The sequence below is a fragment of the Spongorhabdus nitratireducens genome, from assembly GCA_947387575.1.
Classification (GTDB): Bacteria; Pseudomonadota; Gammaproteobacteria; order Pseudomonadales; family Endozoicomonadaceae; genus CANDOC01.
Map to the genome: position 1 here is coordinate 107715 of CANDOC010000013.1, position 26400 is coordinate 134114.

At 51.1% G+C, this 26400-nt stretch carries 23 protein-coding genes; 12 read left to right on the forward strand and 11 right to left on the reverse strand.

Annotated features, from left to right (window positions below; genetic code table 11):
* Positions 1-14: 14 nt before the first annotated feature.
* Complete coding sequence (locus tag ACYZZ0_RS20795) at positions 15-503, reverse strand: ferritin-like domain-containing protein (protein WP_461538585.1); 489 nt, start codon at positions 501-503, stop codon at positions 15-17.
* Positions 504-706: 203 nt separating this feature from the next.
* Positions 707-1300: a DJ-1/PfpI family protein gene (locus tag ACYZZ0_RS20800; protein WP_461538586.1), complete on the reverse strand. Its 594-nt coding sequence runs from the start codon at positions 1298-1300 to the stop codon at positions 707-709.
* Between the two features lie 215 nt (positions 1301-1515).
* On the opposite strand from ACYZZ0_RS20800, the gene ACYZZ0_RS20805 reads away from it, so the two are divergent.
* From ACYZZ0_RS20805 to ACYZZ0_RS20825, 5 genes are all read left to right on the forward strand, one after another.
* Positions 1516-2322, forward strand: a complete 807-nt coding sequence (locus tag ACYZZ0_RS20805) for a MurR/RpiR family transcriptional regulator (protein ID WP_461538587.1) — start codon at positions 1516-1518, stop codon at positions 2320-2322.
* 171 nt (positions 2323-2493) lie between these two features.
* On the forward strand, positions 2494-3516 hold the full coding sequence (locus ACYZZ0_RS20810) for an ABC transporter substrate-binding protein (RefSeq protein ID WP_461538588.1): 1023 nt from the start codon (positions 2494-2496) through the stop codon (positions 3514-3516).
* Positions 3517-3613: 97 nt separating this feature from the next.
* A complete protein-coding gene (locus tag ACYZZ0_RS20815; protein WP_461538589.1) occupies positions 3614-5839 on the forward strand; it encodes an ABC transporter permease in 2226 nt (741 codons plus the stop codon).
* Positions 5836-6903, forward strand: a complete 1068-nt coding sequence (locus ACYZZ0_RS20820; protein WP_461538590.1) for an ABC transporter ATP-binding protein — start codon at positions 5836-5838, stop codon at positions 6901-6903. Before ACYZZ0_RS20815 ends, ACYZZ0_RS20820 begins: the two co-directional genes overlap by 4 nt.
* Before the next feature lie 33 nt (positions 6904-6936).
* Positions 6937-7746: an inositol monophosphatase family protein gene (locus tag ACYZZ0_RS20825; RefSeq protein WP_461538591.1), complete on the forward strand. Its 810-nt coding sequence runs from the start codon at positions 6937-6939 to the stop codon at positions 7744-7746.
* Positions 7747-7835: 89 nt separating this feature from the next.
* Here ACYZZ0_RS20825 and ACYZZ0_RS20830 read toward each other — a convergent pair whose 3' ends face one another.
* The 8 genes from ACYZZ0_RS20830 to ACYZZ0_RS20865 all read right to left on the reverse strand — a co-directional run bounded on the left by ACYZZ0_RS20830 (position 7836) and on the right by ACYZZ0_RS20865 (position 18001).
* Positions 7836-8705 carry an ABC transporter permease gene (locus ACYZZ0_RS20830; protein WP_461538592.1) on the reverse strand — a complete coding sequence of 290 codons (870 nt, stop codon included), beginning with the start codon at positions 8703-8705 and terminating at the stop codon, positions 7836-7838.
* On the reverse strand, positions 8705-9544 hold the full coding sequence (locus ACYZZ0_RS20835) for an ABC transporter permease (protein WP_461538593.1): 840 nt from the start codon (positions 9542-9544) through the stop codon (positions 8705-8707). Before ACYZZ0_RS20835 ends, ACYZZ0_RS20830 begins: the two co-directional genes overlap by 1 nt.
* A 108-nt stretch (positions 9545-9652) precedes the next feature.
* Positions 9653-10804 carry an extracellular solute-binding protein gene (locus ACYZZ0_RS20840; RefSeq protein WP_461538594.1) on the reverse strand — a complete coding sequence of 384 codons (1152 nt, stop codon included), beginning with the start codon at positions 10802-10804 and terminating at the stop codon, positions 9653-9655.
* 40 nt (positions 10805-10844) lie between these two features.
* Entirely contained in the window at positions 10845-11933 is a 1089-nt protein-coding gene (locus ACYZZ0_RS20845) for an ABC transporter ATP-binding protein (protein WP_461538595.1), read from the reverse strand.
* Between the two features lie 137 nt (positions 11934-12070).
* Entirely contained in the window at positions 12071-12967 is an 897-nt protein-coding gene (gene iolE / locus ACYZZ0_RS20850; RefSeq protein WP_461538596.1) for a myo-inosose-2 dehydratase, read from the reverse strand.
* A gap of 22 nt (positions 12968-12989) precedes the next feature.
* Positions 12990-14843 carry a 3D-(3,5/4)-trihydroxycyclohexane-1,2-dione acylhydrolase (decyclizing) gene (gene iolD, locus ACYZZ0_RS20855; protein WP_461538636.1) on the reverse strand — a complete coding sequence of 618 codons (1854 nt, stop codon included), beginning with the start codon at positions 14841-14843 and terminating at the stop codon, positions 12990-12992.
* Positions 14843-16777 (reverse strand): bifunctional 5-dehydro-2-deoxygluconokinase/5-dehydro-2-deoxyphosphogluconate aldolase, encoded by a 1935-nt coding sequence (locus ACYZZ0_RS20860; RefSeq protein ID WP_461538597.1) that lies wholly within the window; start codon positions 16775-16777, stop codon positions 14843-14845. The genes iolD and ACYZZ0_RS20860 overlap by 1 nt, the downstream gene beginning before the upstream one ends.
* A gap of 3 nt (positions 16778-16780) precedes the next feature.
* Positions 16781-18001 carry a Gfo/Idh/MocA family protein gene (locus ACYZZ0_RS20865; RefSeq protein WP_461538598.1) on the reverse strand — a complete coding sequence of 407 codons (1221 nt, stop codon included), beginning with the start codon at positions 17999-18001 and terminating at the stop codon, positions 16781-16783.
* Positions 18002-18348: 347 nt separating this feature from the next.
* Here ACYZZ0_RS20865 and ACYZZ0_RS20870 point away from each other — a divergent pair, with 347 nt between their 5' ends.
* The 7 genes from ACYZZ0_RS20870 (at position 18349) to ACYZZ0_RS20900 (ending at position 25628) form a co-directional block, all read left to right on the forward strand.
* The gene (locus tag ACYZZ0_RS20870) at positions 18349-19197 is read left to right on the forward strand and encodes a TIM barrel protein (RefSeq protein WP_461538599.1); all 849 of its coding nucleotides are present in this window, start codon (positions 18349-18351) and stop codon (positions 19195-19197) included.
* Between the two features lie 21 nt (positions 19198-19218).
* Positions 19219-20130, forward strand: coding sequence for a sugar ABC transporter substrate-binding protein (locus ACYZZ0_RS20875; protein WP_461538600.1), 912 nt, complete (start codon positions 19219-19221; stop codon positions 20128-20130).
* A 74-nt stretch (positions 20131-20204) separates the two neighbouring features.
* Positions 20205-21770: a sugar ABC transporter ATP-binding protein gene (locus ACYZZ0_RS20880; RefSeq protein ID WP_461538601.1), complete on the forward strand. Its 1566-nt coding sequence runs from the start codon at positions 20205-20207 to the stop codon at positions 21768-21770.
* Positions 21771-21820: 50 nt separating this feature from the next.
* Positions 21821-22846, forward strand: a complete 1026-nt coding sequence (locus ACYZZ0_RS20885) for an ABC transporter permease (RefSeq protein WP_461538602.1) — start codon at positions 21821-21823, stop codon at positions 22844-22846.
* A gap of 31 nt (positions 22847-22877) precedes the next feature.
* The gene (gene iolB / locus ACYZZ0_RS20890) at positions 22878-23687 is read left to right on the forward strand and encodes a 5-deoxy-glucuronate isomerase (RefSeq protein ID WP_461538603.1); all 810 of its coding nucleotides are present in this window, start codon (positions 22878-22880) and stop codon (positions 23685-23687) included.
* Between the two features lie 58 nt (positions 23688-23745).
* Positions 23746-24804, forward strand: a complete 1059-nt coding sequence (iolG, locus tag ACYZZ0_RS20895; RefSeq protein ID WP_461538604.1) for an inositol 2-dehydrogenase — start codon at positions 23746-23748, stop codon at positions 24802-24804.
* Positions 24801-25628 carry a sugar phosphate isomerase/epimerase family protein gene (locus ACYZZ0_RS20900; protein WP_461538605.1) on the forward strand — a complete coding sequence of 276 codons (828 nt, stop codon included), beginning with the start codon at positions 24801-24803 and terminating at the stop codon, positions 25626-25628. Before iolG ends, ACYZZ0_RS20900 begins: the two co-directional genes overlap by 4 nt.
* A gap of 49 nt (positions 25629-25677) precedes the next feature.
* On the opposite strand, the gene ACYZZ0_RS20905 is transcribed toward ACYZZ0_RS20900, so the two are convergent.
* Positions 25678-26301: a hypothetical protein gene (locus ACYZZ0_RS20905; RefSeq protein ID WP_461538606.1), complete on the reverse strand. Its 624-nt coding sequence runs from the start codon at positions 26299-26301 to the stop codon at positions 25678-25680.
* Positions 26302-26400: the final 99 nt, after the last annotated feature.

Here is a 26400-nt window from a genome sequence, read left to right on the forward strand (position 1 = left end):
AAATATCTCCCTTCTTAGCCTGAAGCTGACATCTGACAGGGACTGGATGTCAGAAAGTCTGTGACCAGGTCAAGATGAAGCATGTTTTCATTCATGTTTCGGTAGGAGAGATCAAAAATACTGTAGTCATACTCAAGCGTCATGGCGCATATTTCGGCGTAGGCCTTAACTGAAAATGCTTCGGTCATGCGCACGGTTTTCAGCAGCTTGTTGATATTCACATGCCCTGACGCTGGTTTGCTCATGGCTTGTTTTTCCAGAGCTGAATGACCATTCAGTTTTTTGATACATTCCACAATGGCATGGTAGTGATCCCTGTCTTCGTTCAGTGCGGTTTTGAACAGTCCGGTCAGGCCGGAAGTCGCAGAAATGTCGGCAGAACTGTTCAGAAACTGGGAATACAGCCGGTGGGTACGCAGCTCGTTATCAGCAACGGCAGAGAGCAGTGATATCAGCCGCTCCGAGCGGTCATTCCGCTTTTGGCTGGTGGCAAAGGAAAGCATTGGCAATAATTCCGGATGCAAATAAGAATAATTATCATTTGTGGTGGTGGGTTTGTAAAGCCTTCAGTTGCACTCGAACCATTGAAGGTAATTGCAGCACCTTTGGTTACATGAGAGTTACGCACTCAGAGGAGATGACTGGTCTTGAGTTTGAGCCTGAACATTCAAGACCATACAGAGGACAGATTAGTTTGTAATGGCTGTTAATCAACAGGACCCGTCTGGCTCCAGTCTCTTCTGTGATTCCCCTTGTAATATAGCCGGGTAATTTCTGCCTCCTTATCGTTTTCAAAGGAAGACATCAGTTTTCCAATCTCAATACCAAAATCGATATGGGCTTCAGGCAGCGCCGTAACAATGTGCCCGTCCACGACAATCTGTTCTTTCATAAAATGGCTGCCGTTCCAGACATGAGCATATTCACGGGGATAGATACTGGCATTGGTCTGGGAGCGATTTTTGAGTACCCCGGCAATGGCCAGTAGCAATGGCCCGGCACATACTGCCCCGATAACAGAGCCTGCCCGGTCTGCTTTTTGTAGAAGTTGTTTCAGTGATTCATTTTCTACCACGTCTTCCTGGTCTCCCCCCGGAACCAGGATACAGTCAAACTGTTGATCCAGAGCCGCTTTATAGCTGAAGTCCGGAAGATAGGTGATACCTGTGCTGCCTTTGAGTGCCTTGCCGTCCGGCGTTGAAGTGTAGATTTCGCTGTTTTTACTGATCACCTCGAGAGTGAACTTGATCTCAAACTCGATGCATCCGGGGTATAAAATGACGAGTGTTTTTTTATTCATAGAGTCTCGTTCTGTAAACTTGGGGTACGAACACTTCCATCCGTATAGATGAAGAGCGTCGCAGGGCAAACCAAAGCCAGAGTGTAAGACTTTTGTTGCTCACTTCCTGATTCAACATATCAACTTTTGTAGATATCGTCCGTATTTTTTGGTGATTGTTTTATTTTTCCGAAAAAGGGAAAATATATTCCAAAATCCATTCGAGAGTTGTTCCCTTGAGCTCAGTTAATGATTTTGAATCCCTCAAAGCTGAAATTGCCAGTCAGTTTCCCCAGCTCAGTAGACGACTGAAACAGGTTGCCGAGTTTGCCATTGCCAATCCGAATGATATGGCGCTGGAAACCATAGCAACGATTGCCAGAAAGGCTGAAGTTCAGCCCTCGACATTAATCCGGTTCGCCAAGTATTTCGGCTTTGACGGTTTCTCTGAAATGCAGCGCATCTTCAAGGGACGGTTAGCCGGGCAGAGTGATTATAAAGACCGCATCAAGGCGTTTTCTCCTGAAGGTGAGTCCGGAGAAGGGCTGTTTGATGACTTTTTTCACGGCTCGACTGCATCGCTGGAAGAGCTGCGAAACCAGCTCGATGAGAATGTGCTTGGCAAGGCTATCGAAACTCTGAAAAAAGCGGATACGATCTATCTGGCAGGCTATCGTCGTGCTTTTCCCGTCGCTGCCTACTTTCAATATGCTCTCAGCCATCTTGATAAAAAGGTTGTGTTATTACACGGCATGGGTGGCATGCTGGCGGAGCAGGCAAGATTGATGGGAACGCAGGATGCTCTGCTGGCTGTCAGTTTTCGTGAGCATTCGGAGGAAGTCATCAGTCTGGTGACTGAGGCCGATCATAAGGGGGTGCCGGTGATTGCCGTTACGGATAGCAGTCTTGGCCCGGTAGCTTCCAGAGCCAGTGTATGTCTGGAAGTCAAGGACGCAAAAGTGCAGGGATTTCGCTCACTCAGCGCCACCATGTGCCTGGCGCTGATTCTGGTCGTCGGGCTGGGAAAAGAGTCGCTTGAATAATGTTTTGATTTTAATTTTCCATAAAATGAAAAATGGAAATTTATATTCCATTTTTCATTTACTGTGATAGGGTAGGTGCAGAGCTTAATCAAGAATAATAAAAAACAGGAATACGGTCTGTAACAACATGCGTCAATGACAGGCTGTGCTCCGGGATTGGAGTTCTCTACCATGAAACGTTTCAGTGTACTGGCACTCGCTCTGGCCACCAGTTTGACAGCCACCGGAACCCTTGCCAAAGGGCGGCTTAATGTTCTTTGCTCCACTGATACCGAGTGGTGCAAGTTGATGGAAACCACTTTTGAGAAAGAAACCGGTATCAAGGTTTCTCTGGTTCGTAAAAGCTCCGGTGAAGCCTTTGCTCAGGTTCGGGCTGAAAAGCGCAATCCGAAGATTGATATCTGGTGGGGTGGTACCGGCGACCCTCATCTTCAGGCCGCAGCAGAAGGTTTGACCCAAAGTTATAAAGCAGATGCTTCAGGTGAATTGCTTGATTGGGCCAGCCGTCAGGCACAGCAAGCTGACTACAAGACAGTCGGCATTTATGCCGGAGCACTTGGCTTTGGCTATAATGAAGATCTACTGAAAAAGAAAAACCTGCCTGCTCCCAAGTGCTGGAAAGACCTGACCAACCCCATTTACAAAGGTGAAATTCAGGTAGCTAACCCCAACTCTTCCGGCACGGCCTATACCGCGCTGGCGACAGTTGTCCAGTTGTTTGGCGAGAAAGAAGGGTTTGAATACCTGACCGACCTGCACAAAAACATTAACCAGTACACCAAGTCGGGTTCGGCTCCGATCAAGTCTGCGGCCCGGGGTGAAACCACCATCGGTATTACTTTTATGCATGACATGATCAAGCAGGTGAAGAAAGGCTTCCCGATTAAGGTTGTTGCCCCCTGTGAGGGTACCGGCTATGAAGTGGGTTCCATGAGTATTATCAAGGGAGCCCGAAATCTCGCCAGTGCCCAAAAGTGGGCTGAATTTGCCCTGCGTCCTGATATCCAGTCACTGTCTTCCGAAGTCAAGGCTTATCAGGTGCCGTCCAACAAGACTGCAGATGTACCACCGGAAGCACCGCGACTGTCTGATGTGAAACTGATCGATTATGACTTTGCTACCTACGGTTCCAGTGATGTTCGCAAACGCCTGCTGAAACGTTGGGACGATGAAATTAAATCCCTGCCTCGATAACAGTTCTGCCAGCGTCACAGCCCGACTGTGACGCTGCTGCTATTCAGCTGATGACAGTTACTCCACGCTAATTACAAGAACACAGGATGTTGTTTCTATGTCGGTAAAGCACCCGTTCGTACCCTGGCTGATCGTGGCCTGGGCGGGTTACCTGTTGCTGCCCTGGTATGTGCAGGAAGACGGTTTCTGGTCCATGGTCTGGCTGTTTGACGGCTACCTTGCTGATGAATATTACACTTCGGCAGTATTTCACGGGCTGCAGTATGACCGGCCATGGCTATTGCCCATTGCGCTGTTTCTTGCCCTTCCATTTATGGCATTAAGGTATCCGCGTCAGCACCCGAACTATGCCCGGATTCTGATACTGGCCGGTGCCGGCGGGTTGGGATGGCTGGCTGTTCAGGGTCTGCTGATTGGTATTTCCGGCTGGGAATTTACTGCTTTTGAATCAACATTCGGTGTGCTGGACCAACGTCAATATGGTCTGGGGTATGGTGCACTGCTGACAGCCGCAGGCTTTCTGGTCATTCTGACTTCAGGGCTGGCTGCTGCTGGGGTAATGAAAGGTGATGTCTTTGTTACCTCGGCAATCGGCACCGTAATCCTGCTGGTAACACTGTTTGTGTTTTACCCCGTCAGTCAGATACTGGTCAGTGCTTTTCAGACAGAGGAAGGCTATCTGTCGGCAGGTGCTTTTGCCGAGTCGTTTACCAGCAGCAAAATCTGGGGGCTTGCCTGCCTTTCAGATGGTCGCAGTTGTGGTGTGGCCTGGAATTCCCTGTTTCTTGCTACCCTGACCGGATTAAGTACGACTCTGCTGGGTCTGGCCTTTGCGCTGGTGGTGACCCGAACCGGCTTCCGTTATAAAAAGTCCCTGCGTCTGCTGACAGTTCTGCCTATTGTTACTCCGCCTTTTGTTATTGGTCTGGCACTGATTCTGCTGTTTGGTCGTTCCGGCGTGGTGACCCAGTTTACGGCTGATCTGCTGGGCCTCGAGCCTGGACGCTGGCTGTACGGATTACCGGGTGTCTGGCTGGCACAGCTACTGGCCTTTACTCCAATTGCATTTCTGGTGCTGATTGGTGTCGTCGAAGGGATTAGCCCAGCGATGGAAGAGGCTTCCCAGACTTTGCGTGGTTCCCGCTGGCAGACCTTCCGGCATGTCTCCCTGCCACTGATGCGACCTGGTTTGGCTAACGCCTTCCTGATCGGTTTTATCGAAAGTATGGCGGATTTTGGAAACCCGATGGTTCTCGGTGGCAACTTCGAAGTGCTGTCGACCGAAATATTCTTCGCTATTGTTGGTGCCCAGAACGATCAGGGACGTGCGGCAGTGCTGGCCATTGTACTGTTGTTCTTTACTTTGAGTGCCTTCTTTATCCAGCGTAAATGGCTGGGTAAAAAGTCGTACACGACGGTATCCGGTAAAGCCGAATCGGGTCTGCCAATGCAGGTTAATCCGGCACTGAAATGGTTAAGCTATGGTACGGCTGTGCCTTGGGCGCTGTTCACCATCGTGATATACGGTATGGTGATGTTCGGCGGTTTTGTTGCCAACTGGGGCTATGACCACAGCTTCACCCTGAAGCATTACAGCGATGCCTTTGCCCTGAGCTGGGGCGAATTCGGGCTGGTATGGGAAGGCCAGGCCTGGGATTCACTCTGGACGACGCTGGGTATTTCAGCGCTGTCGGCGCCACTGACCGCAGCAGTTGGCCTGCTCACTGCTTATCTGTTGGTAAGACAGAACTTTGCCGGTAAGAACCTGTTTGAATTTGGCACCATGCTCAGCTTTGCCATTCCCGGAACGGTTATTGGTGTCAGTTATATTCTGGCATTCAATGTGCCGCCTCTGGAGTTGACCGGTACCGGTGTGATTCTGGTGATCTGTTTTATCTTCCGTAATATGCCGGTGGGTGTGCGGGGTGGTATTGCCGCCATGTCCCAGCTGGATAAAAGTCTGGATGAGGCTTCGTTGACGCTGGGCGCCAACAGCTTTACGACACTCAGAAAAGTGGTGATTCCACTGTTGCGCCCTGCGATCACTGCCGCACTGGTTTACAGTTTTGTTCGGGCGATTACATCTGTCAGTGCGGTTATTTTCCTGGTCAGCGCCGAACATAATATGGCCACATCGTACATTATCGGTCTGGTTGAAAATGGCGACTACGGTATTGCGATTGCCTATTGCAGCGTGCTGATTCTGGTCATGCTGGGTGCGATTGCTGCTATCCAGTTCTCGGTGGGAGAGCGGAAGCTGAGAAGTGCGCGTACAGTCAAAGCCAAAAACAACAATAAAAGACTCAAGGAGCAGCTGGTATGAGCCTGGATTACAAGGCGGGGTCTGTCGTATTTAACAAGGTATCCAAACGTTTTGGACAGGTTTCAGCCATCGATAATGTGTCGTTCACTATTGAAGCCGGTCAGTTGGTAACCCTGTTGGGTCCCAGCGGCTGTGGCAAGACCACTACCCTGCGAATGATTGCCGGGCTTGAACATCCGACCGAAGGCCAGATTCTGATCGGTGATAAGGATGTAACGCGACTACCGGCAACGGATCGTGATGTCAGTATGGTATTTCAATCCTATGCGCTGTTTCCCCATATGTCGGTAGCTGAAAATGTTGCCTATGGCCTGATGGTCAGTGGCACCGCGAAAGCGGAGGCGATAGATAAGGCGCTGGAAGGACTGCAGCTGGTGGGGCTGGCTGAATATGGCAACCGCCTGCCCAGTGAACTTTCCGGTGGTCAGCAGCAGCGAGTGGCTGTTGCCAGGGCACTGGTACTGGAGCCGGAAGTATTGCTGCTTGATGAACCGCTCTCAAACCTGGATGCCAAGCTGCGGCGTTATGTGAGGGAAGAAATCCGGGATTTGCAGCAACAGCTGGGGCTGACTGCAGTTTATGTGACCCATGACCAGGAAGAAGCCCTTGCAGTATCTGACCAGATCATCGTAATGAACAAATCTGTGATTGCCCAGCAGGGTACTCCCAGAGAACTCTATGAACAGCCGGTGTCGGCTTTTGTCGCTGACTTTATCGGTGATGCCAACCTGATCAAGGCGGAGTTGCAAAGCCGGGAAGGTGATTTTGCCCGGATTGACGTTGGCGGGGTCAATGTTCAGGTACCACACCGGGAACAGCAAAGTGGTGCTGTGACACTGGCAGTCAGACCGGATGCCGTTATTCTCCATGCCGATCCTGAAGTCACTGCGCTTACCGGGCAGGTGACCCATGCCAGTTACCTGGGTAACCAGATTCAGTACACCGTGGACAGTGAGCTGGGCGAGCTGTTTGTGATTGATTACCGGGTCGACCAGCCGGTAGCACGGGGCAGCAGCGTTGCCCTTGATTTCAATAACCGGGGGCTGGCACTGGTGGCAGCCTGATTCATGAATATTCAATAGAAAGACGAACAAAATATGAGTAGTGAATTACCCGTCAAGGCGCTGGAGCAACGGTATGATCTGGCGCGCTCGGTTATCAAACAGGCCGGAGCAGTCGCTTTTGACTTTTTTCAGAACCGGGATAAGTTGCAGATCGAATCCAAGGCCGAACCTCAGGATGTGGTCAGCCTTGCTGACCGTGAGGTCGAACAGGTTATACGGCAGGGGCTGATTGCAGAATTCTCCGGTGATGGTTTTCTGGGTGAAGAGCAGGGGCTGCTGCAAGGCGACAATGACTGGACCTGGGTGGTTGATCCGATTGATGGAACCGCCTGCTTTCTGACCGGTATGCATGCCTGGTGCCTTTCTATCGGTCTGATGTATAAGGATCAGATTGTTGCCGGACTGGTTTACGATCCGAATGCCGATGAGCTGTTCTCTGCTCTGAAAGGTCGGGGCTGCTTTGTGAATGATGCATCTGTGCAGTGCCTGCAGGACGACAGTCTGAAAAAGGGGCTGGTAGGTGTAGGTACCTCACACCGGGTTCCTCCGGAGCCCTGCACCCGTTTCCTGCAGCAGTTGCTGGAACAGGGCGGTATGTTTATCCGAAATGGTTCCGGTGCACTGATGATGAGTTATGTGGCTGCCGGGCGACTGATTGGCTACTACGAGCCCCATATCAATTCCTGGGATTGTCTGGCCGGGATTCTGCTGGTGCAGGAAGCGGGTGGCTATGTAAACCACTTCCTGGAAGGTGAGGGGCTGCAGAAAGGTAATCCGATTCTGGCTTCAGGGCCGGGTGTTAAAGCAGAACTGGAAACTCTGACGGATTTGCAGCTGAACTGACGTATATCTGGACAGGTCTGTTTCACAACTAAAAAAGGCAGAGTTATCAACTCTGCCTTTTTCTTTTTGCTTTCTATTATCTACTTTCGCTATTTGCCTATTCTGGCCAGAGTATCCGGCCGCATAAACTTCTCGACGACCAGCATAAACAATACTGAAGGCACCAGCAGAATCAGGGCAGTAATCGATGCAATCTGGTAGTTACCTTCCATGCTGGCGTTATACAGCAACATTGGCAGGGTAATCACATCCGGTGCGCCGACAAAGAAGGTGCCGGTGAACTCATCCAGTGATTCCAGAAAGACAAAGATACAACCCGCCAGAATGCCTGGCAGCGCCTGGGGCAGGGTAATGGTAAAGAATGTTCTCAGCGGTGAGGCGCCCAGGTTTCGGGCTGCCTTTTCCAGGTCTTCATTAACGCCACTGAAGGCTGCGACGGTAATCCAGACCGAAAATACCAGTCCATGTACGGCGTGAACCAGTACCACCCCTGCTATGGTGCCGTTTAATCCCAGGTCGTAAAACAGCCGGGCGACATTGATATAGACCGCCAGATTGGGAAAGGCCTGAGGCATCAGGAACAGTAGCATGACAAATGCCCGAGCCGGCAGGCTGCGGCGGGCAAGAGCATAACCGGCAGGAACTGATACCAGCAGGCATACGACCACCGTAGTCAGAGCGATAATAATACTGGTAGAGAGTGAAGCCATGGCATCACTTTGCGGTCCAAAAACCTGTGCCCAGTATTTGGTGCCATAAGTCACTGGTAGTTTATAAGGAAAGTACCAGACTTCTGCCACAGCCCAGAGGATCAGGTTCAGCAGTGGGCCGAAGATCAGCAGTGCCAGTACCAGTATCAGCAGGCCTTGTAAAATAACGCCCGCAATCCCGCCTGGTAACAAGCGGGCCAGCAGGTTCCGGGCCGGCATCTGCCGCCCGTCCATTGTTGAAACCAGCATCAGTGGTGGGCTCCTGCAGTGTTGTTGCGCATGGATTGCTTCAGGTAGTACCAGGCCAGTCCGGCCACCATCAGCCAGGAAATCACACCCAGGGCATTGGCAACGCCGTAATCACCGTAAGAGCTGATTCTGAAGGCCATATCAGCGGTGAGCATGGTCGGTGTTCCGGTACCAATCATCAGTGGCACGCTGAGTACTGACAGCATGGTGACAATCGACAGAATCAAGGCCACACCCACGGTACCGGTCACCTGGGGCAGGATAATCTGGAACAGGATCCTGACCCGTCCGGCGCCCAGGTTGGATGCAGCCTGAATATGGGATTTGTCCATGGCAGCCATGGCACCGGCAATCATCAGGGTTGCGAATGCGGTCTGTTTCCACACAAAGGTGAATACAATTCCGCTCCAGTCGAGAAACGAGACGGCTTGCAATGGAGTGATCAGGTCGGCCGACATCAGGGCGTTATTCATCAGGCCGTTTTTGGCCAGAAAGGTACGCATACACTGGGCGGCGACAATAAACGGAATAAACAGTGGCCAGCGATAGAGCGCTGACAACAGGGAAACCAGACGACGGTTGCCGGAGAGTGTAAGAATGCCGGAGATAGTAATCGACAGCAGGGCAATAATCAGGGCAGAGAGCCCGACGATACCCATGGTAAACAGAATATCCCGGCCATACAGTTCAGCCGCTTTCTGAAAGTGATCCAGCCCGTAACGGTCACCGACCGCAAAGGCTGATTCAACAGATGATAACAGTGGAATAACAAACAGTCCGACCACCATCAGCAATGCCGGACATAACATCATCAGGGTGAAAATTCGCGATTGCTTCATAGTGATAACTTCAAGGAGTTGAGGATCGGGATGCCTGACAGGCATCCCGGCTTGTAGCGTGAGTGAGCGTTAAAAAGCGTCAATCAGAGTTGATTAAAAACGCTGCTGTCAGTTGGCGACTTTACGCTCGTAACTTTCCTTGATGTCGTTAAAGTAAGAAGCAATCGGGAAACTCTTGCCCTTGGTGGCCAGATCTTCAGGGGTGATTTCCAGGAACAGCTTGTCCCAGTCAGCGGCATCAAGCTCGTTTTTAACATGCTGGGCATCGATACCCGGATACCAGTTGAAGCGCTTGACGATGCCTTCTGCCTGTACCTGCGGGCTGGTGGCCAGCTCGATAAAGTCCCTTGCCAGCTTCATGTTCTCAGCCCGTTTTGGCAACACATAGTACATCGGCTGTCCCGGCATACCCGGTGCAATCAGCTGCAGTTTGACACTGGGCGGCAGTTTGCCCTGGGCTTTCCAGGTGTAGAACATATCCACCCAGACCGGACCCATATAGATCTCGCCACGGTTCAGCATATCGAGGGTTCCGGCATTGCCCGGGGTAAAGGTAACGTTTTTATTGAAATCCTTAAGGTCGGCCAGTGCCTTGTTCCAGCTGTCTTTTACCTGAGGGTCATAAGGGCCTTCAGTCAGTTTTCCGGCATCGGAACCATAGGCGTATATCCATCCGGTGACAAAGCTGACACCGGACATACCGTTCTTGATGCCATTGTAACCAAAGGTCTTGGGATGTTTTTTGGTAAACGCGATCAGTTCATCATAGCTGGAAGGTGGATTAGGAATAATGCTGCTGTTGTAGGCTAGGGCGGTCTGGCTGTGGAACATCGGCATAACATAGCCGGTGACATTGGAGCCAAGTGCATTTTCGGTAGTCGCCCGGGTTGCCAGTTCACCGGTGCGGATCTCATCCTTGTAACGCGACAGCAGGCTTTCATTAACCATCTTGCCACCGAACTTCTGGTGCACCACTGCAACATCAATGTCGTAGTTGTTGGCACCACTCCTTTCCTGCGCAACCAGCTTTTCAAAAATCTTGTTGGAACCGGAATCTCCCGGTCCGGTACCTACAACCCGGACTTTAACCCCGGGATGGCTCTTTTCAAAACGTGGTGCCAGATATTCTTTGACGTAGTCCACCATATTCTGGCCACCGGCGGTGGTGACATTAAGTACAGTCTCGGCACTGGCGAAACTGGCAGAGAGTCCCAGAGCAACTGCCAGACAGCTGCCGGCAACGGCTTTCAGTTTGAACATTATTATTTCCTCGGTTGTTTTATTACTCTTCCGTAAGCATTTATCCGGCGATAGCGCTGTTTTCGCGTGCCGGGTAGATATGCAGAGCCTCCGGTGGCAGATTGATCTGCACCAGACTCTGTTCATCCAGGGCCTTGTCATGGTCGACTATGCAGGTTGCATCACCCAGCTTGATGCTGTGTCGATAACCCTGACCCATGTAGGATCTCTGTAATACGATGGCTTCGGCGGGGAATCCCTGATCGGCTGTATTGGCTTCAGGCGCCAGTGAGACTTCATTACTGCGGAAATACACGTCAACCCTGCCTTCATAGCTGCTGGCCGAGGTATAGGGAACCGGCAGCGGGGCATCACAATGATCCAGCTTGAGCCAGTCCTTGTCCTGTTTATGGTAAACGGTACCTGTCAGTTTATTCTCTGCGCCCATAAAATCGGCAACAAAAGCAGAAGCCGGCGAGCAGTAGAGTGACTCCGGTGAACCAGCCTGTTCAATTTTGCCCTGGTTGAGAATAATGACCTTGTCAGCCATCGACATGGCTTCTTCCTGGTCATGGGTCACCATAATGGCGGTGAAACCGAGTTTTTTCTGCAGGCTCTTGATTTCATGTCGTACCGAGGCACGAACGCGGGCATCAAGATTCGACAGTGGTTCATCCAACAGCAGGATGGACGGTTCTACTGCCAGTGCTCGGGCCAGTGCAATCCGCTGCCGTTGACCGCCGGACAAACCGGTGACCGGGCGATGCTCATATCCTGTCAGATTTACCAGCTCCAGTACTTCGCTGACTTTCTGTTCAATTTCAGCTTGAGATTTTTTCCGCAGTTTCAGGGCATAGGCGATATTCTGAAACACGGTCATATGGGGCCACAGGGCGTATGATTGAAACACCATGGCCATATTGCGGTGCTCAGGCGGCAGGTTAGTGATATCGGTGGTATTGGTAACGAGACTGCCCGATGCAGGTTTAAGAAAACCGGCCAGTACCTGCAACAGTGTTGTTTTTCCACATCCGGATGGACCCAGCAGGGCAACAAACTCCCCTGGCTGAATGGAAAAGGAGATGCCATCAAGGACTGGCGTTTTGCTATAACCTGCAACCAGATCGGTTACTTGCAAGGAATCAGACATTACTTATACGACTTTTATTATGGTTATTCTGATTTGACTGTTTCGTGCGGCATTATTTGCAGCAAGAAAACAGTCGGTATCGTGAATGACTGCTGTATGTTTTACGCCCTTAAAGTTAAGGGCGTATGACAGAAATATCAGACTATGTTCAGTCCGGCTTGCTGACAATAGTTTTTCAGGTTTTCTGCTCCCATGGTTGCATAAGTCAGCGGATGGGCAATTACAGGGTCCTGTTCGGCTTCAACAACCAGCCAGCCCTGATAGTCACTCTGACTTACATGCGGAAACAGCGCGGGGTAATCGACAGAACCATCACCGGGCACGGTGAAAACACCATTCAGAACTGCATCCAGAAAACTCAGGTTGCGATTCAGGGCATCATCCAGCACATGACTGCGCACGTCCTTGCAGTGAATATGGTTGATTCTGTCTGAGTGTTTGTTAAATACCTTGACTGGATCTCCACCGGCATAGGTCAGGTGCCCGGTATCAAGCAAGAGGCCGACCGCTGATCCGGTATTTTCTATCAACAGATCAATTTCCTGTTCAGTCTGAATAACGGTGCCCATATGGTGGTGATAAGCAATTTGTACACCACGGGATTTGGTGTATTCAGCCAAAGCCGTTAACTTTGAACCGAATTCCTGCCACTGTTTCTGAGTCATGACCGGGCGATGAGAAACCGGTGCAGTCTGGTCACCGTGAATACAGCCGGTGACTTCGCAATAGACCATCACGGTTGCTCCCAGGGCTTCCAGCAAGGCCAGATGATCTTCGATGGCAGCAATTTCTTCCTCAACCGAATGCTCTAACAGGCGGCCACTGAACCAGCCGGAAATCAATGCCAGACCGTGATTATTAAGAATGGGACCCAGAGTTTCAGCCTGACGGGGAAACTTGTTACCCAGTTCAAAGCCTGAATAGCCCGCCTGCTTACCCTCGGACAGACAAACCTCCAGCGGGGTGTCTGCTCCCAGTGATGGCAGGTCATCATTGGTCCAGGTCAGTGGATTTATACCAATTCGTACGCTCATTATTATTGTTGTCCGTTAGCTTCTAATAGGGCTGATTCTGTTTGCCTGCGGTGTAGTTTTCCCGGGCCTGGTTCACCTCGGTCCGCTCGGATACTTCGGGCACAGCTACATCCCACCAGAAACCACCTTCAGAAGTGCAGAAGGGATCGGTATCCAGGGTAATAACATAGGAGCGGTCTGCAGCCCGGGCCCGACCTACGGCAGCTTCCAGATCATCAAGACTGTCGACCTTTTCGGACAGGGCACCCATTGCCGCAGCGTGGGCGGCAAAATCAATTTTCGGTGCGCCTTCGTCCACTGACTGGCAGTTTTCCAGCAGGTTGTTGAAGGAAGCCCCGCCGGTGGCATTCTGCAGCCGGTTAATACAGCCGAACCCGCGGTTATCCAGTACGACAACAGTAATCTTGTGACCCAGCATCACGCTGGTGGCCAGCTCGGAATTGAGCATCATGTAGGAGCCATCACCGACGACTACAATCACCTCGCGTTCGGGATTGGCCATTTTGACGCCCATACCGCCGGCTATTTCATAGCCCATACAGGAGTAGCCATATTCAAGGTGGTAGCCCTTGATATCATCCGTACGCCAGAGTTTATGCAGTTCGCCGGGTAAACCACCGGCAGCGCAAACGACGATGTCTTTCTTGCCTGAAGCACGCTTTACTGCCCCCAGTACCTGGGCATCGGATGGCAGACCGGTTTTTGTCTCGACTGTTGTTGCCGTGATCTCATCGTAATAACGGTTCCACTGCGTGGTCAGGGCTTGAGCCTGCTGTTGCCATGTTTCACTGATATGCCAGTCAGACAGTTGTTGCCCTAATACCTGTAGCCCCAGTCGTGCATCTGTTACCAGAGAAAAGGCATTGTGTTTGATAGCATCAAAACCGGCGACATTAAGCTGGATCAGTTTCACATCCGGATTGCTGAACAGGGTACGGGAAGCCGTGGTAAAGTCCTGCAGCCGGGTACCTACGGCAAGTACCACATCAGCCTGCTGCGCCAGTTGGTTGGCGGCTTCTGAACCGGTTACGCCAATAGCACCGGCATTATTGGGTGAATCCCATAGTAAAGCCCCCTTTCCGGCCTGGGTCTCGGTGACCGGAATACCGGTTTGTTCGGCAAACTTCTTCAGCTCTTCAGTGGCTTCTGAATAGTGAACTCCGCCGCCGGCAATCAGCAGTGGCTTTTCTGCATTGGCCAGCAGTTCGACAGCGGTTTGTAGTTCCCGTTCGTCTGCAGCCTGACGACGCATGTAGTGCACTTTGGGGGCAAAAAAGCTTTCAGGATAATCATAGGCTTCAGCCTGAACATCCTGACAGAGCGACAGGGTAACAGGGCCACAGTTTGCCGGATCAGTCAGGGTCTGAACGGCAACTGGTAGGCTGGTGATAATCTGTTCCGGGCGGGTGATCCGGTCAAAGTAGCGGCTGACCGGGCGAAAACAGTCATTGGTTGTAACCGTGGGATCACCGAAGCACTCGACCTGTTGCAGAACCGGGTCCGGAGTCCGGTTGGCAAAGGTGTCTCCAGGCAGAAACAATACCGGTAGCCGGTTAACATGAGCCAGTGCTGCGGCTGTGACCATATTGGCAGCCCCTGGGCCAATAGATGTCGTACAGGCCATCATTCGACGGCGGTTGTTTGCCTTGGCAAATGCAATAGCGGCATGAGCCATGCCCTGTTCGTTGTGGGCCCGGAAGGTGGGGAGTTGCTCCCGGCTCTGATAAAGCGCTTCTCCCAGACCGGCGACATTGCCGTGACCAAAAATAGCAAAGACGCCTTCAAACAGGGGGTGAACCTTGCCATCAATATCAACACGCTGGGCCGACAGGTATTTGACCAGAGCTTGCGCCATGGTCAGGCGTATTGTTTTTATCATACTTGCTCCGTTCTGCTGCTACGCCATGCTGCAACCAGCTGACTGTAATTGGCAGCTACTGCATCAATAAACTGTTGATCGTTTATTTCACCGGCGAACCACTGTCGACTGGGAGCTCCAAACAGGGTGCGGCCGACAGTAAACCCTTTACAGATATCGAATCCGGCACTTTGTCTGAAACAGACCGTCAGTTCGTCCAGCGGTGCATCCAGGCCCAGCATAACCACACCACGACAATGGGGGGAACGATTTTTGATAACGGCACTGACCTTTTCCCATGCGGCGGCAGGCATCGCTGGCAGCTTCCACCAGTCGGGACGGATACCCAGGTTATAGAGTCGGGTCAGGGCATCAGCCAGGGTGTCGTCATTCTGCTCGCTGCCTGCCGGTGGAATGATTTCAAGTAACAGCTCATGGCCTGACATACAGCAGGCCTGAAATAGTTCTGCCAGCTGTCGCTCCTGCCTGAGTCTGAGCTCATGCTGGTCTGCGGTGTGATAAAATACCAGACACTTGACTACATGTTCCTGAGGCCAGTTTTTCAGGCGGTCACCGATTGAATGACCTCCTTCAAGTTCCAGCGGTCGGGATGAAGGTAGTTCAACCGGGCGTGCAATCCACCATCCGTTACCGGTCACTTCATTCAGTGCATCCTGACCGTAAGTGTCGTCTATAAGAACACCGATACTGTCGCTGACACCGTTATTTTCAGCCCCGGTTTTTACCGCACTGATGAGCAACTGCTTCAGCTTGTGAATACGTTCCGGATCGGCGCCCATCTCGGTTGCCATTTCCAGAAACTGTTTGCGATGGTCAAATGCCAGACCGCAGATTTCCTGCCATTCAGGCTGAGAGCGGGTCGTTACCCGGTGCAGATAATTCAGCTCGTTGTCCAGATCCGGTCTGGGAATCGATGCGGCATGCTCGATGTAATAATCCAGCTCCTCGGATGAGGGAATAGCAGGGGTGCAGCCGTGACGGGAAACCACCAGAGCACCACAGGCATTGGCATAGGTGCAACTGGCCTGATTTGATTCATCCCGTAACCAGCCGCGTAGAAAACCAGACAGAAAAGCGTCACCGGCACCCAGTACATTCAGTACATCAACCCGAACCCCGGTAAATACTTCAAACTCATCACTGTGGTCGGGAATATCTGCATCCAGTACAGTGCAGCCAAGAGGGCCCAGCTTCAGCACAATAGTGGCATTGGTCAGTGTGCGTATGGTTTTCAGGGCAGTGATGGTATCGGTGCTGCCACCTGCAATATGGATTTCTTCTTCGGTTCCAACCAGCAGATCAAGATCGGGTAATACCGACTGCAGATGAGAAGAGACACTGCTGGATGATATAAACCGGGTTTCACCATCTCCATGCCCGGTCAGTCCCCACAGCACCGGACGGTAATCAATATCCAGAATAACCTTGGTACCTGCTGCTTTTGCAGCGGCAATTGCGGTCTGACAGGTGGCGTAAGTCTGCTCGGTAGAAAGATGGGTTCCCGTAATCAGCAGGCTCTTGCTGGAGGCTATAAACTCCGGCGTAAAGTCGCTGCTGTCCAGGGCCATATCGGCACAGTCGTTACGGTAGAATATCAGCGGAAAGGTTTCCTGATCCTTGATTCCCAGAATAACAAGTCCGGTCAGGCGCTCCTTGTCTGTTACTACATAACTGGTATCGACGCCTTCACGAGCCAACTGTTCGCGTACAAACCGGCCCATGTGCTCATCCCCGACCCGGGTCAGCATGGCTGATTTAAGCCCCAGTCTGGCAGTGCCGCAGGCTATATTCCCGGATGAGCCACCAATGTATTTGGCAAAGCTGGACATATCTTCCAGCCGGCTGCCAATCTGCTCTCCGTAGAGATCTACGGCAGCCCTGCCAAGACAAATCACGTCCAGCGGTCTTGAGCCGGAATGACTGTTTTCCATCACTTAATTTACTCCCACTGGATTACGTCCGGATAATACCCCGGTCGTCTGTTCTGATTGTTTGTTGTTGTCTTTTATACTGCCTGCAACAGTTACTGAGGCAGGAATCTTTACCCAGCGCTGTTCACGACAGGAGGCTTCTGCTGCATCGAGCACCAGATGATCCTGATAAGCAGCCCGGAAGTCAGGCCATATTGGCTGGTCTGCAGCAACACCCTGCAGCAGATCCCGGACTTCAACTGCTTTCATATCGTTGTAGCCCAGGCCATGGCCGGCGCTGACGCAGAAATTCATATAATCCGGATGTTCCGGTCCGGTCAGAATCCGTTTGAAACCCTGGCGTGCCTGTTGCTGTCCGGCCTGGTAGATATGCAGCTCGGACAGTCTTTCCTGGTCAAATATCAATGAGCCTTTGGTCCCGGTCACCTCAAACCAGAGGCCATTTTTGCGTCCCCAGGCAATGCGTGATGCTTCAATAGAGCCCGTGGCACCATTACTGAAGCGCAGCATCATCTGGATCAGATCTTCATTTTCGACCTCGGCCTGATTATCTGGCTGACCGGAGAGCGAGCGCTGCCGGTGAACTGTGCGTGAATCTGCACAAACTTCATTAATGGGTGCAACAAGGTGCTGGGCCAGATTGACTATATGCGAACCGAGGTCATTCAGTGCTCCGGAACCGGACAGCTGTCGCTTCAATCGCCATGAAAACGGGGTGTCAGGGTCAGCCAGATAGTCTTCATTGAAGACGCTCCTGAAATGGACGACTTCGCCGATCTCTCCCTGTTGGATAATTTCTCTGGCCAGTTGAATAGTCGGGTTCTTGGCATAGTTGAAACCCACCAGAGTTTTGACACCGGCCTGTTCGGCTGCAAGTGTTATCTCCAGTGCATCATTGGCGCACATGGCCAGCGGTTTTTCACAATACACATGTTTACCTGCAGCAATGGCAGCCAGCGCCATATCCTTGTGCAGATAATTGGGAGAACAGATATCAACAATATCGATATCCGGATCAGTGACCAGCTGTCGCCAGTCACCGGTTGAACGTCTGAATCCCAGTTCGGATGCTTTGGTGCTGGCAAGGTCATCATTGACCTCGGCCAGCATTTCAAAAGTCACTTCAGTGTCCAGACTGAAAACGGCAGGTGCCGTTTTGAAGGCAATGGCATGGGCTTTACCCATATATCCCGTGCCGATAAGACCTATACGGATTTTTTTCATTATTATTTTTCCGCTGCTACAGGTGCTAGCACATTCAACGCGTGCTGTGTCTTACTGTCGCTTATCTTCGACGTCAGGTTTCATAAAGTATCGAAATAGAATTTATTTTTCAAAATTATTTTTAATGAAATATAAAATTCTTATGAGTTCGCAGCTTTCTGCGGCAACAGGTTGTCATAACACCGATAAAGCTGTTGACATGATGTCGGTTTTCAAGCGAAAGTGGTGACGGAATTTTTATTCCATATTTTATTTTTTGAGAATATATTTTATCTCAATCTTGTGTAAGGCCATTCAGGCCGAATACAAATCTGTAGTGATCAGCTGTTAACCAAAAGAATAAAAGTATGAATCTGCAGTTTTCACTGAACCATATGGCAGCGGCTTCTATGCCGCTCACTGATTTTGTGGCGCTGGCCAGTGAACTCAAAATCAGCCAGATCGAAATCCGCAATGATATAGCAGGCCAGGCGATTGCTGATGGTATATCAGCAGAGCAGGTCCGGGCTGTGACCGGCAGTAAGCGGATTCTCGCTATTAATGCACTGCAACAGTTCAATAACTGGAATCAGCAACGGGAACAGGAAGCGGAACAGCTGATCCGTTTTGCTGCCGACTGCGGTGCCCGTGCGCTGGTGCTGTGTCCGGTCAATATTGCCGGCTGGGAGCCAGAACAAACCGAGCGTGATATCAAACTCCGGCAAGCATTATCCGAGCTGAAGGGCATGCTGGAATATTTTGGTATTACCGGGTTGGTAGAACCCCTCGGGTTTCCCCAGAGTTCGTTAAGACTGAAACAGCATGCAGTCGAGGCCATCAAGGCTGTTGACGGTGAACAGACTTTCCGGATTCTGCACGATACCTTCCATCACCATCTGGCCGGGGAGCAACAGTATTTCCCTGAGCTGACAGGGCTGGTTCATATATCGGGCGTCAACAACCCGGAGCTTGATACTGGCAGGATGCAGGACTGCCACCGGATACTGATTTCGGAAGCCGACTGCTTGGGTAATATCAAACAGCTCGCTGCTCTGATCAAGGGTGGTTATCAGGGCGCATTTTCTTTCGAGCCATTTGCGGCTGAGGTCTATGACCACCCGCAGCTGGCAGCTGAACTGAAAAAGAGTGTCGCATTTATCGAAGACGCGGTGTCTTCAGCCATCACCAATAACGCAACACACACAACAGTAGCCTGATAGACCAAGAGGATAATAATAATGAAACGTCTATTACTGGGAATCGCTGCATCTATGGCCATCAGTATGTCGGCCTATGCAGAAACCAAGATTGCAGTGTCTATGTCGTATTTTGATGACAATTTTCTGACTATGCTGCGACAGTCTATGGCCAAATCAGCAGCTGAAAAACCGGATGTCAGTATTCAGTTCGAGGATGCACAGGGAGATATCGGCCGTCAGCTGAACCAGGTACAGAACTTTGTCGCTCAGGATGTTGATGCCATTATCATCAACGCGACTGATACTGCAGCAACTGCCCGTATGACCAAACTGGCAAAGAAAGCCGGGATTCCACTGGTTTATGTTAATAAAAAGCCGGATCAGGAGCTACCTGCCGGTGTTGTTTATGTCGGTTCTGACGAAGTGGTTGCCGGCCGTCTGCAGGGGGAGCAGTTGGCCAAATCACTGAACGGCAAGGGCAATGTGGCCATTATGCTGGGTGAGCTCTCTTCCAGTGGTACCCGTGGTCGTACCCAGGGCGTTAAGGAAGTACTGGCCAACTATCCCGATATCAAGATCGTGGAAGAGCAGACTGCGAACTTCCAGCGCTCCGAAGCTATCGACCTGATGAACAACTGGATTGTGTCCGGTATCAAGATCGATGCGATTGCAGCCAACAATGATGAAATGGCGCTGGGAGCACTGCTGGCCATGAGACAAGCCGGAATCAGTCCGAAGGATATTGTTGTGGGTGGAGTGGATGCAACTTCCGATGCGCTGAGCTCCATGGCTGCCAAAGAGCTTGCTGTGACAGTATTCCAGAATGCTGCCGCTCAGGGCGAAGGTGCGGTAACAGCGGCCCTGAGCCTGGCAAAGGGTGAGCAGGTAGACGGTACTGTCTGGGTTCCGTTTGAGCTGGTGATGCTGGAAAACATGCACCAGTATCAGTAATTCCAACCCGAACACAGTGGTCCGGCTGGATATCACACCTGCAGCTGCAGGTGTGACTCCGCTGGGAGGTAGATATGTTGGCAGAAACTGCAGAACGGGTTGAAGCTGCGAAGCCGCACGGGCAGGTTTCACCGCACTCACAACAAGAAACAGACAGACAATATATTTTTGAAGCCCGCAATATTCGCAAGGAATTCCCCGGTGTTGTCGCACTGGACAATGTCGAACTTAAAGTCAGCCCGGGTCGTGTGTTGGCCCTGATGGGAGAAAACGGTGCGGGCAAATCAACCCTGATGAAAATCATCTCCGGTGTCTATACCCCGGATGCAGGCTCCCTTTCTCTAAGGGGACAGCCTTATAACATCAAAGGCCCCCTTGATGCACTGGAGCAGGGGGTGGCCATGATTCACCAGGAACTGAACCTGATGCCGTTTATGACGGTGGCAGAAAATATCTGGATTCGGCGTGAGCCCCTGAATAGTTTTGGCTTTGTTGATCATCAACGGATGTACCAGCAGACTCAGGAATTGTTTGAAACCCTGAAGATCGAGCTGGATCCACGGGCTGAAGTACGTGATCTCAGTGTTGCCAACCGCCAGATGGTGGAGATTGCCAAAGCAGTTTCCTATGACTCGGAAGTGCTGATTATGGATGAGCCCACATCGGCACTGACTGAGCGGGAAGTGGAGAGACTGTTTTCTATTATTGCCGACCTGAAGGCAAAGGGTACCGGCATCGTTTATATCACTCACAAGATGGATGAAGTCTTCACCATTGCTGATGATATTGCCGTGTTTCGGGACGGGCAGCATATCGGTACCGATCTGGCCAGCAAGCTGGATCGGGAGGCGTTGATCAAAATGATGGTTGGCCGGGAAATAACCCAGATGTTTCCCAAAGAGGAAGCCGAGATTGGTGAAACCGTGCTGGCGGTAAAAAATCTCGGGCTGGATGGTTATTTTAAGGATGTCAGCTTTGAGCTGCGAGCCGGAGAAATACTCGGACTGGCCGGACTGGTGGGGGCCGGACGAACCAATCTGGCGGAAACCCTGTTTGGTGTTACCCCGGCGACACAGGGCACGATTGAGCTGCATGGTCAGGAGGTTGTAATCAGTCAGCCGCATCAGGCGATGGAGCAGGGCGTTGCACTGCTGACTGAAGACAGAAAAGAGACCGGCTGCTTTCTGCAGTTGTCGGTATTGCAGAACATGGAAATGGCGGTTCTGACCGACAGTTATGTTGAAAAGGGTTTTGTTCAGCAGCAGCAAGTCAATGAACTGTGTGAGGAAATGAAACAGCTGCTGAAAATCAAAACGCCTGATCTGGATGAGACTATTGGCAACCTTTCCGGAGGCAATCAGCAGAAAGCATTGATTGCCCGCTGGCTGATGACCAAACCCCGCATCCTGATTCTTGATGAGCCGACCCGGGGCATTGATGTGGGTGCCAAAGCCGAGATTCACCGGTTGATATCGTCGCTGGCTGCAAAGGGGCTGGCGGTACTGATGATCTCTTCCGAGCTGCCGGAAATTCTGGGTATGAGTGACCGGGTCATGGTGATGCATGAAGGTACTGTAACCGGCATTCTGGAACGGAATGAAGCCACTCAGGTTGCAGTAATGAAACTGGCTTCGGCCTGAGAATAATAAAAATCACTGCTGTGCAGTATGGCAACAGGCAGGCGTTAAAAATGAATACGACAACACATCCAGCTCCGGCCTCGGTGCCGGAGGAAAGAAAACGTTTCAAGATGCCCCAGGAAGGCAGCATTCTGCTGGTACTGGTTGGCATTGCGGTATTGTTTGAAATACTTGGCTGGGCAGTCAGGGGGGATACCTTTCTTTTCAACGCCCAGCGACTGCTGATTATTGTACTGCAGATGTCCATTATTGGACTGCTGGCCATCGGGGTAACCCAGGTCATTATTACCACCGGTATTGATTTGTCCTCCGGCTCGGTGCTGGCGCTTTCAGCCATGATTGCTGCCAGTTTTGCCCAGACATCGGACTATGCCCGGGCAGTCTTTCCCATGTTTACCGATATGCCGGCGGTTGTCCCGATATTACTGGGGGTATTGGCCGGGGGACTGGCAGGGCTGGTTAATGGCGCCTTGATTGCCAGAACCATGATTCCACCTTTTATTGCCACGCTGGGCATGATGGTAACCGCCAGAGGACTTGCCCGCTGGTATACCGACGGTCAGCCAGTCAGCTTGCTGTCAGATGAATTTACCTGGTTTGGATCAGGTTATATTCCGGTGGTCGTCTTTATTGTAGTGGCGGCTATTTTCCATATTGCTTTGAAATATACCCGTTATGGCAAGTTTACCTACGCTATCGGCGCCAATATGAATGCTGCCCGGGTGTCCGGTATTAACGTTAACCGACATCTGGTTATTGTCTACAGCATAGCAGGGCTGTTATCCGGTCTGGCCGGGGTTCTGACAGCTGCCAGAGCGGCCAGCGGTCAGGCAGGTATGGGTATGGCATATGAGCTGGATGCCATTGCAGCGGCTGTTATTGGCGGTACCAGTCTGGCTGGCGGAGTTGGCCGAATCACCGGAACGGTTATCGGCGTCATTATTCTGGGGGTTATGACTTCCGGCTTCACCTTCCTCGGCATTGATGCTTACGTTCAGGATGTCGTTAAAGGCGCGATTATTGTCGCTGCCGTGGTGGCTGACCAGTATCGCCAGAAAAAGCGCAAGACTGCCTGATCCGACGATTCAGATATGGAGTAATGACTGTATGTCTCATTTATTATCTCGTCCCACAGAACCTGACACGCAGGGTCGTATTCAGCAAATTACGCCGGAATCGGCTGGCTGGGAATATGTAGGCTTTGAAGTCTTCAAGCTTCAGCCTGGTCAATCGCTGGAGCAGCAGACCGGTAATAAAGAAGTCTGTCTGGTGCTGGTCAGTGGCAAGGCCAGTGTTTCAACCCGGCATGAAAGCTGGAGTCAGATCGGTGACCGGACATCGGCTTTTGAACAGAAAGCACCTTATGCGGTATATATTCCACCCGCTGATTTTTACTCGGTTGTAGCAGAAACAGAGCTGGAGCTGGGTGTTTGCTCTGCTCCGGCAGAAGGCCAATTGCCGGCGCGACTGATTGAGCCCAAAGAGTGCGAATACCAGACCCGGGGAACCGGCACCAACCAGCGCCATGTGTGCAATATCCTGTTTGATAAAGGTACCGCGGAAAGCCTGCTGGTTTGTGAAGTTATTACGCCCCATGGTCACTGGTCGAGCTATCCGCCGCACAAGCATGATCAGGATGCCGAGCCAACAGAAACCCTGCTGGAAGAAACCTACTATCACAAAACCAATCCGCCTCAGGGCTTTGCATTTCAGCGGGTTTATACTGACGACAGAAGTCTGGATGAGGCCATTACCGTTGAAAACGACTGTGTGGTAATGGTGCCAAAAGGATATCACCCGGTCGGTGCTGCCCATGGTTATGATCTGTACTATCTCAATGTGATGGCCGGTCCGAAGCGGAACTGGATTTTTAAAAATGATCCCGAACACGAATGGATTGTTGAAGCGGGCAAGTAATATCTGGCAGTGTCATTAACGGACTGAACCCGACAAAAATAACAAAGAGAAAATAATAATGCTTAATTTCGCCATGTTTGGGGCCGGGCGTATCGCCAATGTGCATGGCCAGACCATCAGTGAACACCCGGATGTACGTCTTGTTTATGTTGTTGATCCGGTGCAGCAGGCTGCTGAAACTATTGCCAAAAAATTCGATGCCAAGGTCAGTGATGCCGCTACAGTGTTTGCCGATGCGTCGATTGATGCGGTTTTGATTTGTAGTTCAACGGATACCCATGCCGACCTTATTGAACAGGCGGCACGGGCCGGGAAAGCCATCTTCTGTGAGAAACCTGTTGATCTGGATATTAACCGCGCCCGTCATGTAGCGGACGTAGTGAAGGAGACGGGGGTTACCTGTTTTCTGGGCTTCAACCGGCGGTTCGACCCTACCTTTAACGCACTGCATCAGGACAAGCTGGCAGGCCGTATCGGGAATCTGGAGCAACTGGTGATTACCAGCCGTGATCCTTCTCCGCCACCGGTTGAATATATCAAGGTATCCGGCGGATTGTTCCGGGATATGATGATTCACGATCTGGATATGGCGAGATGGATGCTGGGTGAAGAGCCAGTTGAGGTTCATGCTACCGGTAGTTGTCTGGTTGACCCGGGTATTGCCCAGGCCGGTGATATCGATTCGGCCATGGTGATCCTGAAAACCGCCAGTGGCCGACTGTGCCATATCAATAACAGCCGTCGTGCGGCATACGGCTACGATCAGCGAATCGAAGTGCTGGGTGACAAGGGCATGCTGCAGGCAGGCAATCACCGGGAAAATGAAGTGCGCTACCTGGGCGCCGAAGGCGATGTCACCGACAAGCCGCTGTACTTTTTCCTTGAGCGCTATATGCCGGCTTACCGGAACGAACTGCGGTCGTTTATCAATACCATCACTACCGGAGCCCAGTCGGAAGTTACTATTGATGACGGGGTAAAAGCACTGGAGCTGGCTGATGCCTGCTATCAGTCGCTGCAATCCGGTAAAACAGTCCATTTGCAGTCAAGTGAGTGTGAGTCCCAGAAAGAAATCCCCTTTGCTGCTGCAGACCAGTCTGTAAAGGTATCGGCATGAGGTATGAAACCGGTGTCTGCACCTGGACCTTTGGGGATCTGTCGCTGAAAGAAATATTTCAGCGGGTTTCAGCGCTGGGTTTTGACGGAGTTGAACTGCATGGTGATTTGCAGTCCTTTACTCCGGCTTATGTTCGGTCGCTGATGGATGAGCATAATCTGAAAGTGTTTTCGCTGACCCCGGATAATGTTGATATTGTTCATTCAGATTCTGTTATCCGTAACAAGGCGATGGACTACTATCGGCAGTTAATCGACTTTGCTGCCGAGCTGGGTAATCCGGTTGTCTCCTGTCATGGTGACGTGGGCAGGGTAAAAGCCCTGACCAGTCAGGAGCAAGAAGAAGCGCTGCTGGTGGAGAATGTTCAGATCCTTGCGGACTATGCCGCTGACAGAAATATTCGGTTGGTGTTTGAAGTGCTTAATCGCTACGAAAGTCACCTGATTAACAGGGCAGGACAGGCAAAAGCATTACTCAAGGCTGTTGGTCGCCAGAATCTGGGGGTTTTACTTGATGCCTATCATATGAATATTGAAGAGCCGAGTCTGGCCAAAGCGATTAAGACAACTGATAACCAGCTGGGGCTGTTTCATATTGCCGACTCCAACCGGGAAGGTATCGGCTATGGCCATACTGATTTCAAGGCTGTTTTTGCAGCATTGGATGATATTGGTTACCGGGGGCCGGTTATTATGGAAACCACTGCACGGGGGCCGAATCCGTTTACACCGGTGAAAGGTAATGCCTATCTGCAGCAGTTGGAACAGTTTTTACAGGCTTCGCTGGGTTATATCAGAACATTATCTCCTTTAAGTATTCATTAATTGATCTTCAAACCAAAAGAAGGGTTCAACCCTTCTTTTGGTTTTTTATTCAGTGATAGGTAATCTCTTCTTTATTTCTCAGCTCTTTAAGATCATCTTTCAATTGGCTCATCAAAAACAGTGAAAACTGAGAGTCAGATTCCCACATCTGGCTATTAACGAGCTGCCATTCAAACTGATCATTGCTTTGCTCCTTGATGCCAACGTCAACGTCTTCCCACATAATCCAGCAGGAACAGATGTAAATGATACAGGCCAACAGCGAATCAACGGTGCATACCAGCTCGGTTTCCGATTTGCATTCAAGATCACCCAGATAGTCAAAATCAGGCTTGACCTCTTTCAACACCTCATCTTTTGAAGTCTGTAGTATGTAAAGCCGCTGGTGCTGTGCTTTCAGCAAGACAAGAGCCCGGAATATCGTAGCATCAAGGTTGGTTACCTTGCTGTTATCCTCCAGCATTGAGAAGAACTTGTAGGCATACTCACGCAGGAAATCGGTATCATTGTCTTTAACGATGGCATGAACAGTGGTCAGTGTCATCATATGCACCGAGTATTCGTCATAGGCCTCAATATTGGTTGGACTGACCTGTTCAAAGGCTTGCTTTAACTCGGGTTTGTCTGACAAATAGTTAGTCAGAGTGATCTCATCAGAAGTGCTACCTGGCATCGAGTGTCCTTTTATAATGAGGTAGTATCAGCAGGTACAGGGAAGCCTAACGGTGACCACATTTCATTGTCAATGAAAAAGAAATGGTTAACAGATAAA

Excerpts from the sequence above, each read along its gene's own strand:
- ACYZZ0_RS20875 (WP_461538600.1), top strand. The coding sequence starts at position 19,219 with ATGAAACGTCTATTACTGGGAATCGCTGCATCTATGGCCATCAGTATG.
- ACYZZ0_RS20825 (WP_461538591.1), top strand. The coding sequence starts at position 6,937 with ATGAGTAGTGAATTACCCGTCAAGGCGCTGGAGCAACGGTATGATCTG.
- ACYZZ0_RS20880 (WP_461538601.1), top strand. The coding sequence starts at position 20,205 with ATGTTGGCAGAAACTGCAGAACGGGTTGAAGCTGCGAAGCCGCACGGG.
- ACYZZ0_RS20870 (WP_461538599.1), top strand. The coding sequence starts at position 18,349 with ATGAATCTGCAGTTTTCACTGAACCATATGGCAGCGGCTTCTATGCCG.
- ACYZZ0_RS20900 (WP_461538605.1), top strand. The coding sequence starts at position 24,801 with ATGAGGTATGAAACCGGTGTCTGCACCTGGACCTTTGGGGATCTGTCG.
- ACYZZ0_RS20795 (WP_461538585.1), bottom strand. The coding sequence starts at position 503 with ATGCTTTCCTTTGCCACCAGCCAAAAGCGGAATGACCGCTCGGAGCGG.
- iolE (WP_461538596.1), bottom strand. The coding sequence starts at position 12,967 with ATGAGCGTACGAATTGGTATAAATCCACTGACCTGGACCAATGATGAC.
- ACYZZ0_RS20810 (WP_461538588.1), top strand. The coding sequence starts at position 2,494 with ATGAAACGTTTCAGTGTACTGGCACTCGCTCTGGCCACCAGTTTGACA.
- ACYZZ0_RS20845 (WP_461538595.1), bottom strand. The coding sequence starts at position 11,933 with ATGTCTGATTCCTTGCAAGTAACCGATCTGGTTGCAGGTTATAGCAAA.
- ACYZZ0_RS20830 (WP_461538592.1), bottom strand. The coding sequence starts at position 8,705 with ATGCTGGTTTCAACAATGGACGGGCGGCAGATGCCGGCCCGGAACCTG.
- ACYZZ0_RS20835 (WP_461538593.1), bottom strand. The coding sequence starts at position 9,544 with ATGAAGCAATCGCGAATTTTCACCCTGATGATGTTATGTCCGGCATTG.
- iolB (WP_461538603.1), top strand. The coding sequence starts at position 22,878 with ATGTCTCATTTATTATCTCGTCCCACAGAACCTGACACGCAGGGTCGT.
- ACYZZ0_RS20860 (WP_461538597.1), bottom strand. The coding sequence starts at position 16,777 with ATGGAAAACAGTCATTCCGGCTCAAGACCGCTGGACGTGATTTGTCTT.
- ACYZZ0_RS20885 (WP_461538602.1), top strand. The coding sequence starts at position 21,821 with ATGAATACGACAACACATCCAGCTCCGGCCTCGGTGCCGGAGGAAAGA.
- iolG (WP_461538604.1), top strand. The coding sequence starts at position 23,746 with ATGCTTAATTTCGCCATGTTTGGGGCCGGGCGTATCGCCAATGTGCAT.
- ACYZZ0_RS20815 (WP_461538589.1), top strand. The coding sequence starts at position 3,614 with ATGTCGGTAAAGCACCCGTTCGTACCCTGGCTGATCGTGGCCTGGGCG.
- ACYZZ0_RS20800 (WP_461538586.1), bottom strand. The coding sequence starts at position 1,300 with ATGAATAAAAAAACACTCGTCATTTTATACCCCGGATGCATCGAGTTT.
- ACYZZ0_RS20905 (WP_461538606.1), bottom strand. The coding sequence starts at position 26,301 with ATGCCAGGTAGCACTTCTGATGAGATCACTCTGACTAACTATTTGTCA.
- ACYZZ0_RS20865 (WP_461538598.1), bottom strand. The coding sequence starts at position 18,001 with ATGAAAAAAATCCGTATAGGTCTTATCGGCACGGGATATATGGGTAAA.
- ACYZZ0_RS20820 (WP_461538590.1), top strand. The coding sequence starts at position 5,836 with ATGAGCCTGGATTACAAGGCGGGGTCTGTCGTATTTAACAAGGTATCC.
- ACYZZ0_RS20840 (WP_461538594.1), bottom strand. The coding sequence starts at position 10,804 with ATGTTCAAACTGAAAGCCGTTGCCGGCAGCTGTCTGGCAGTTGCTCTG.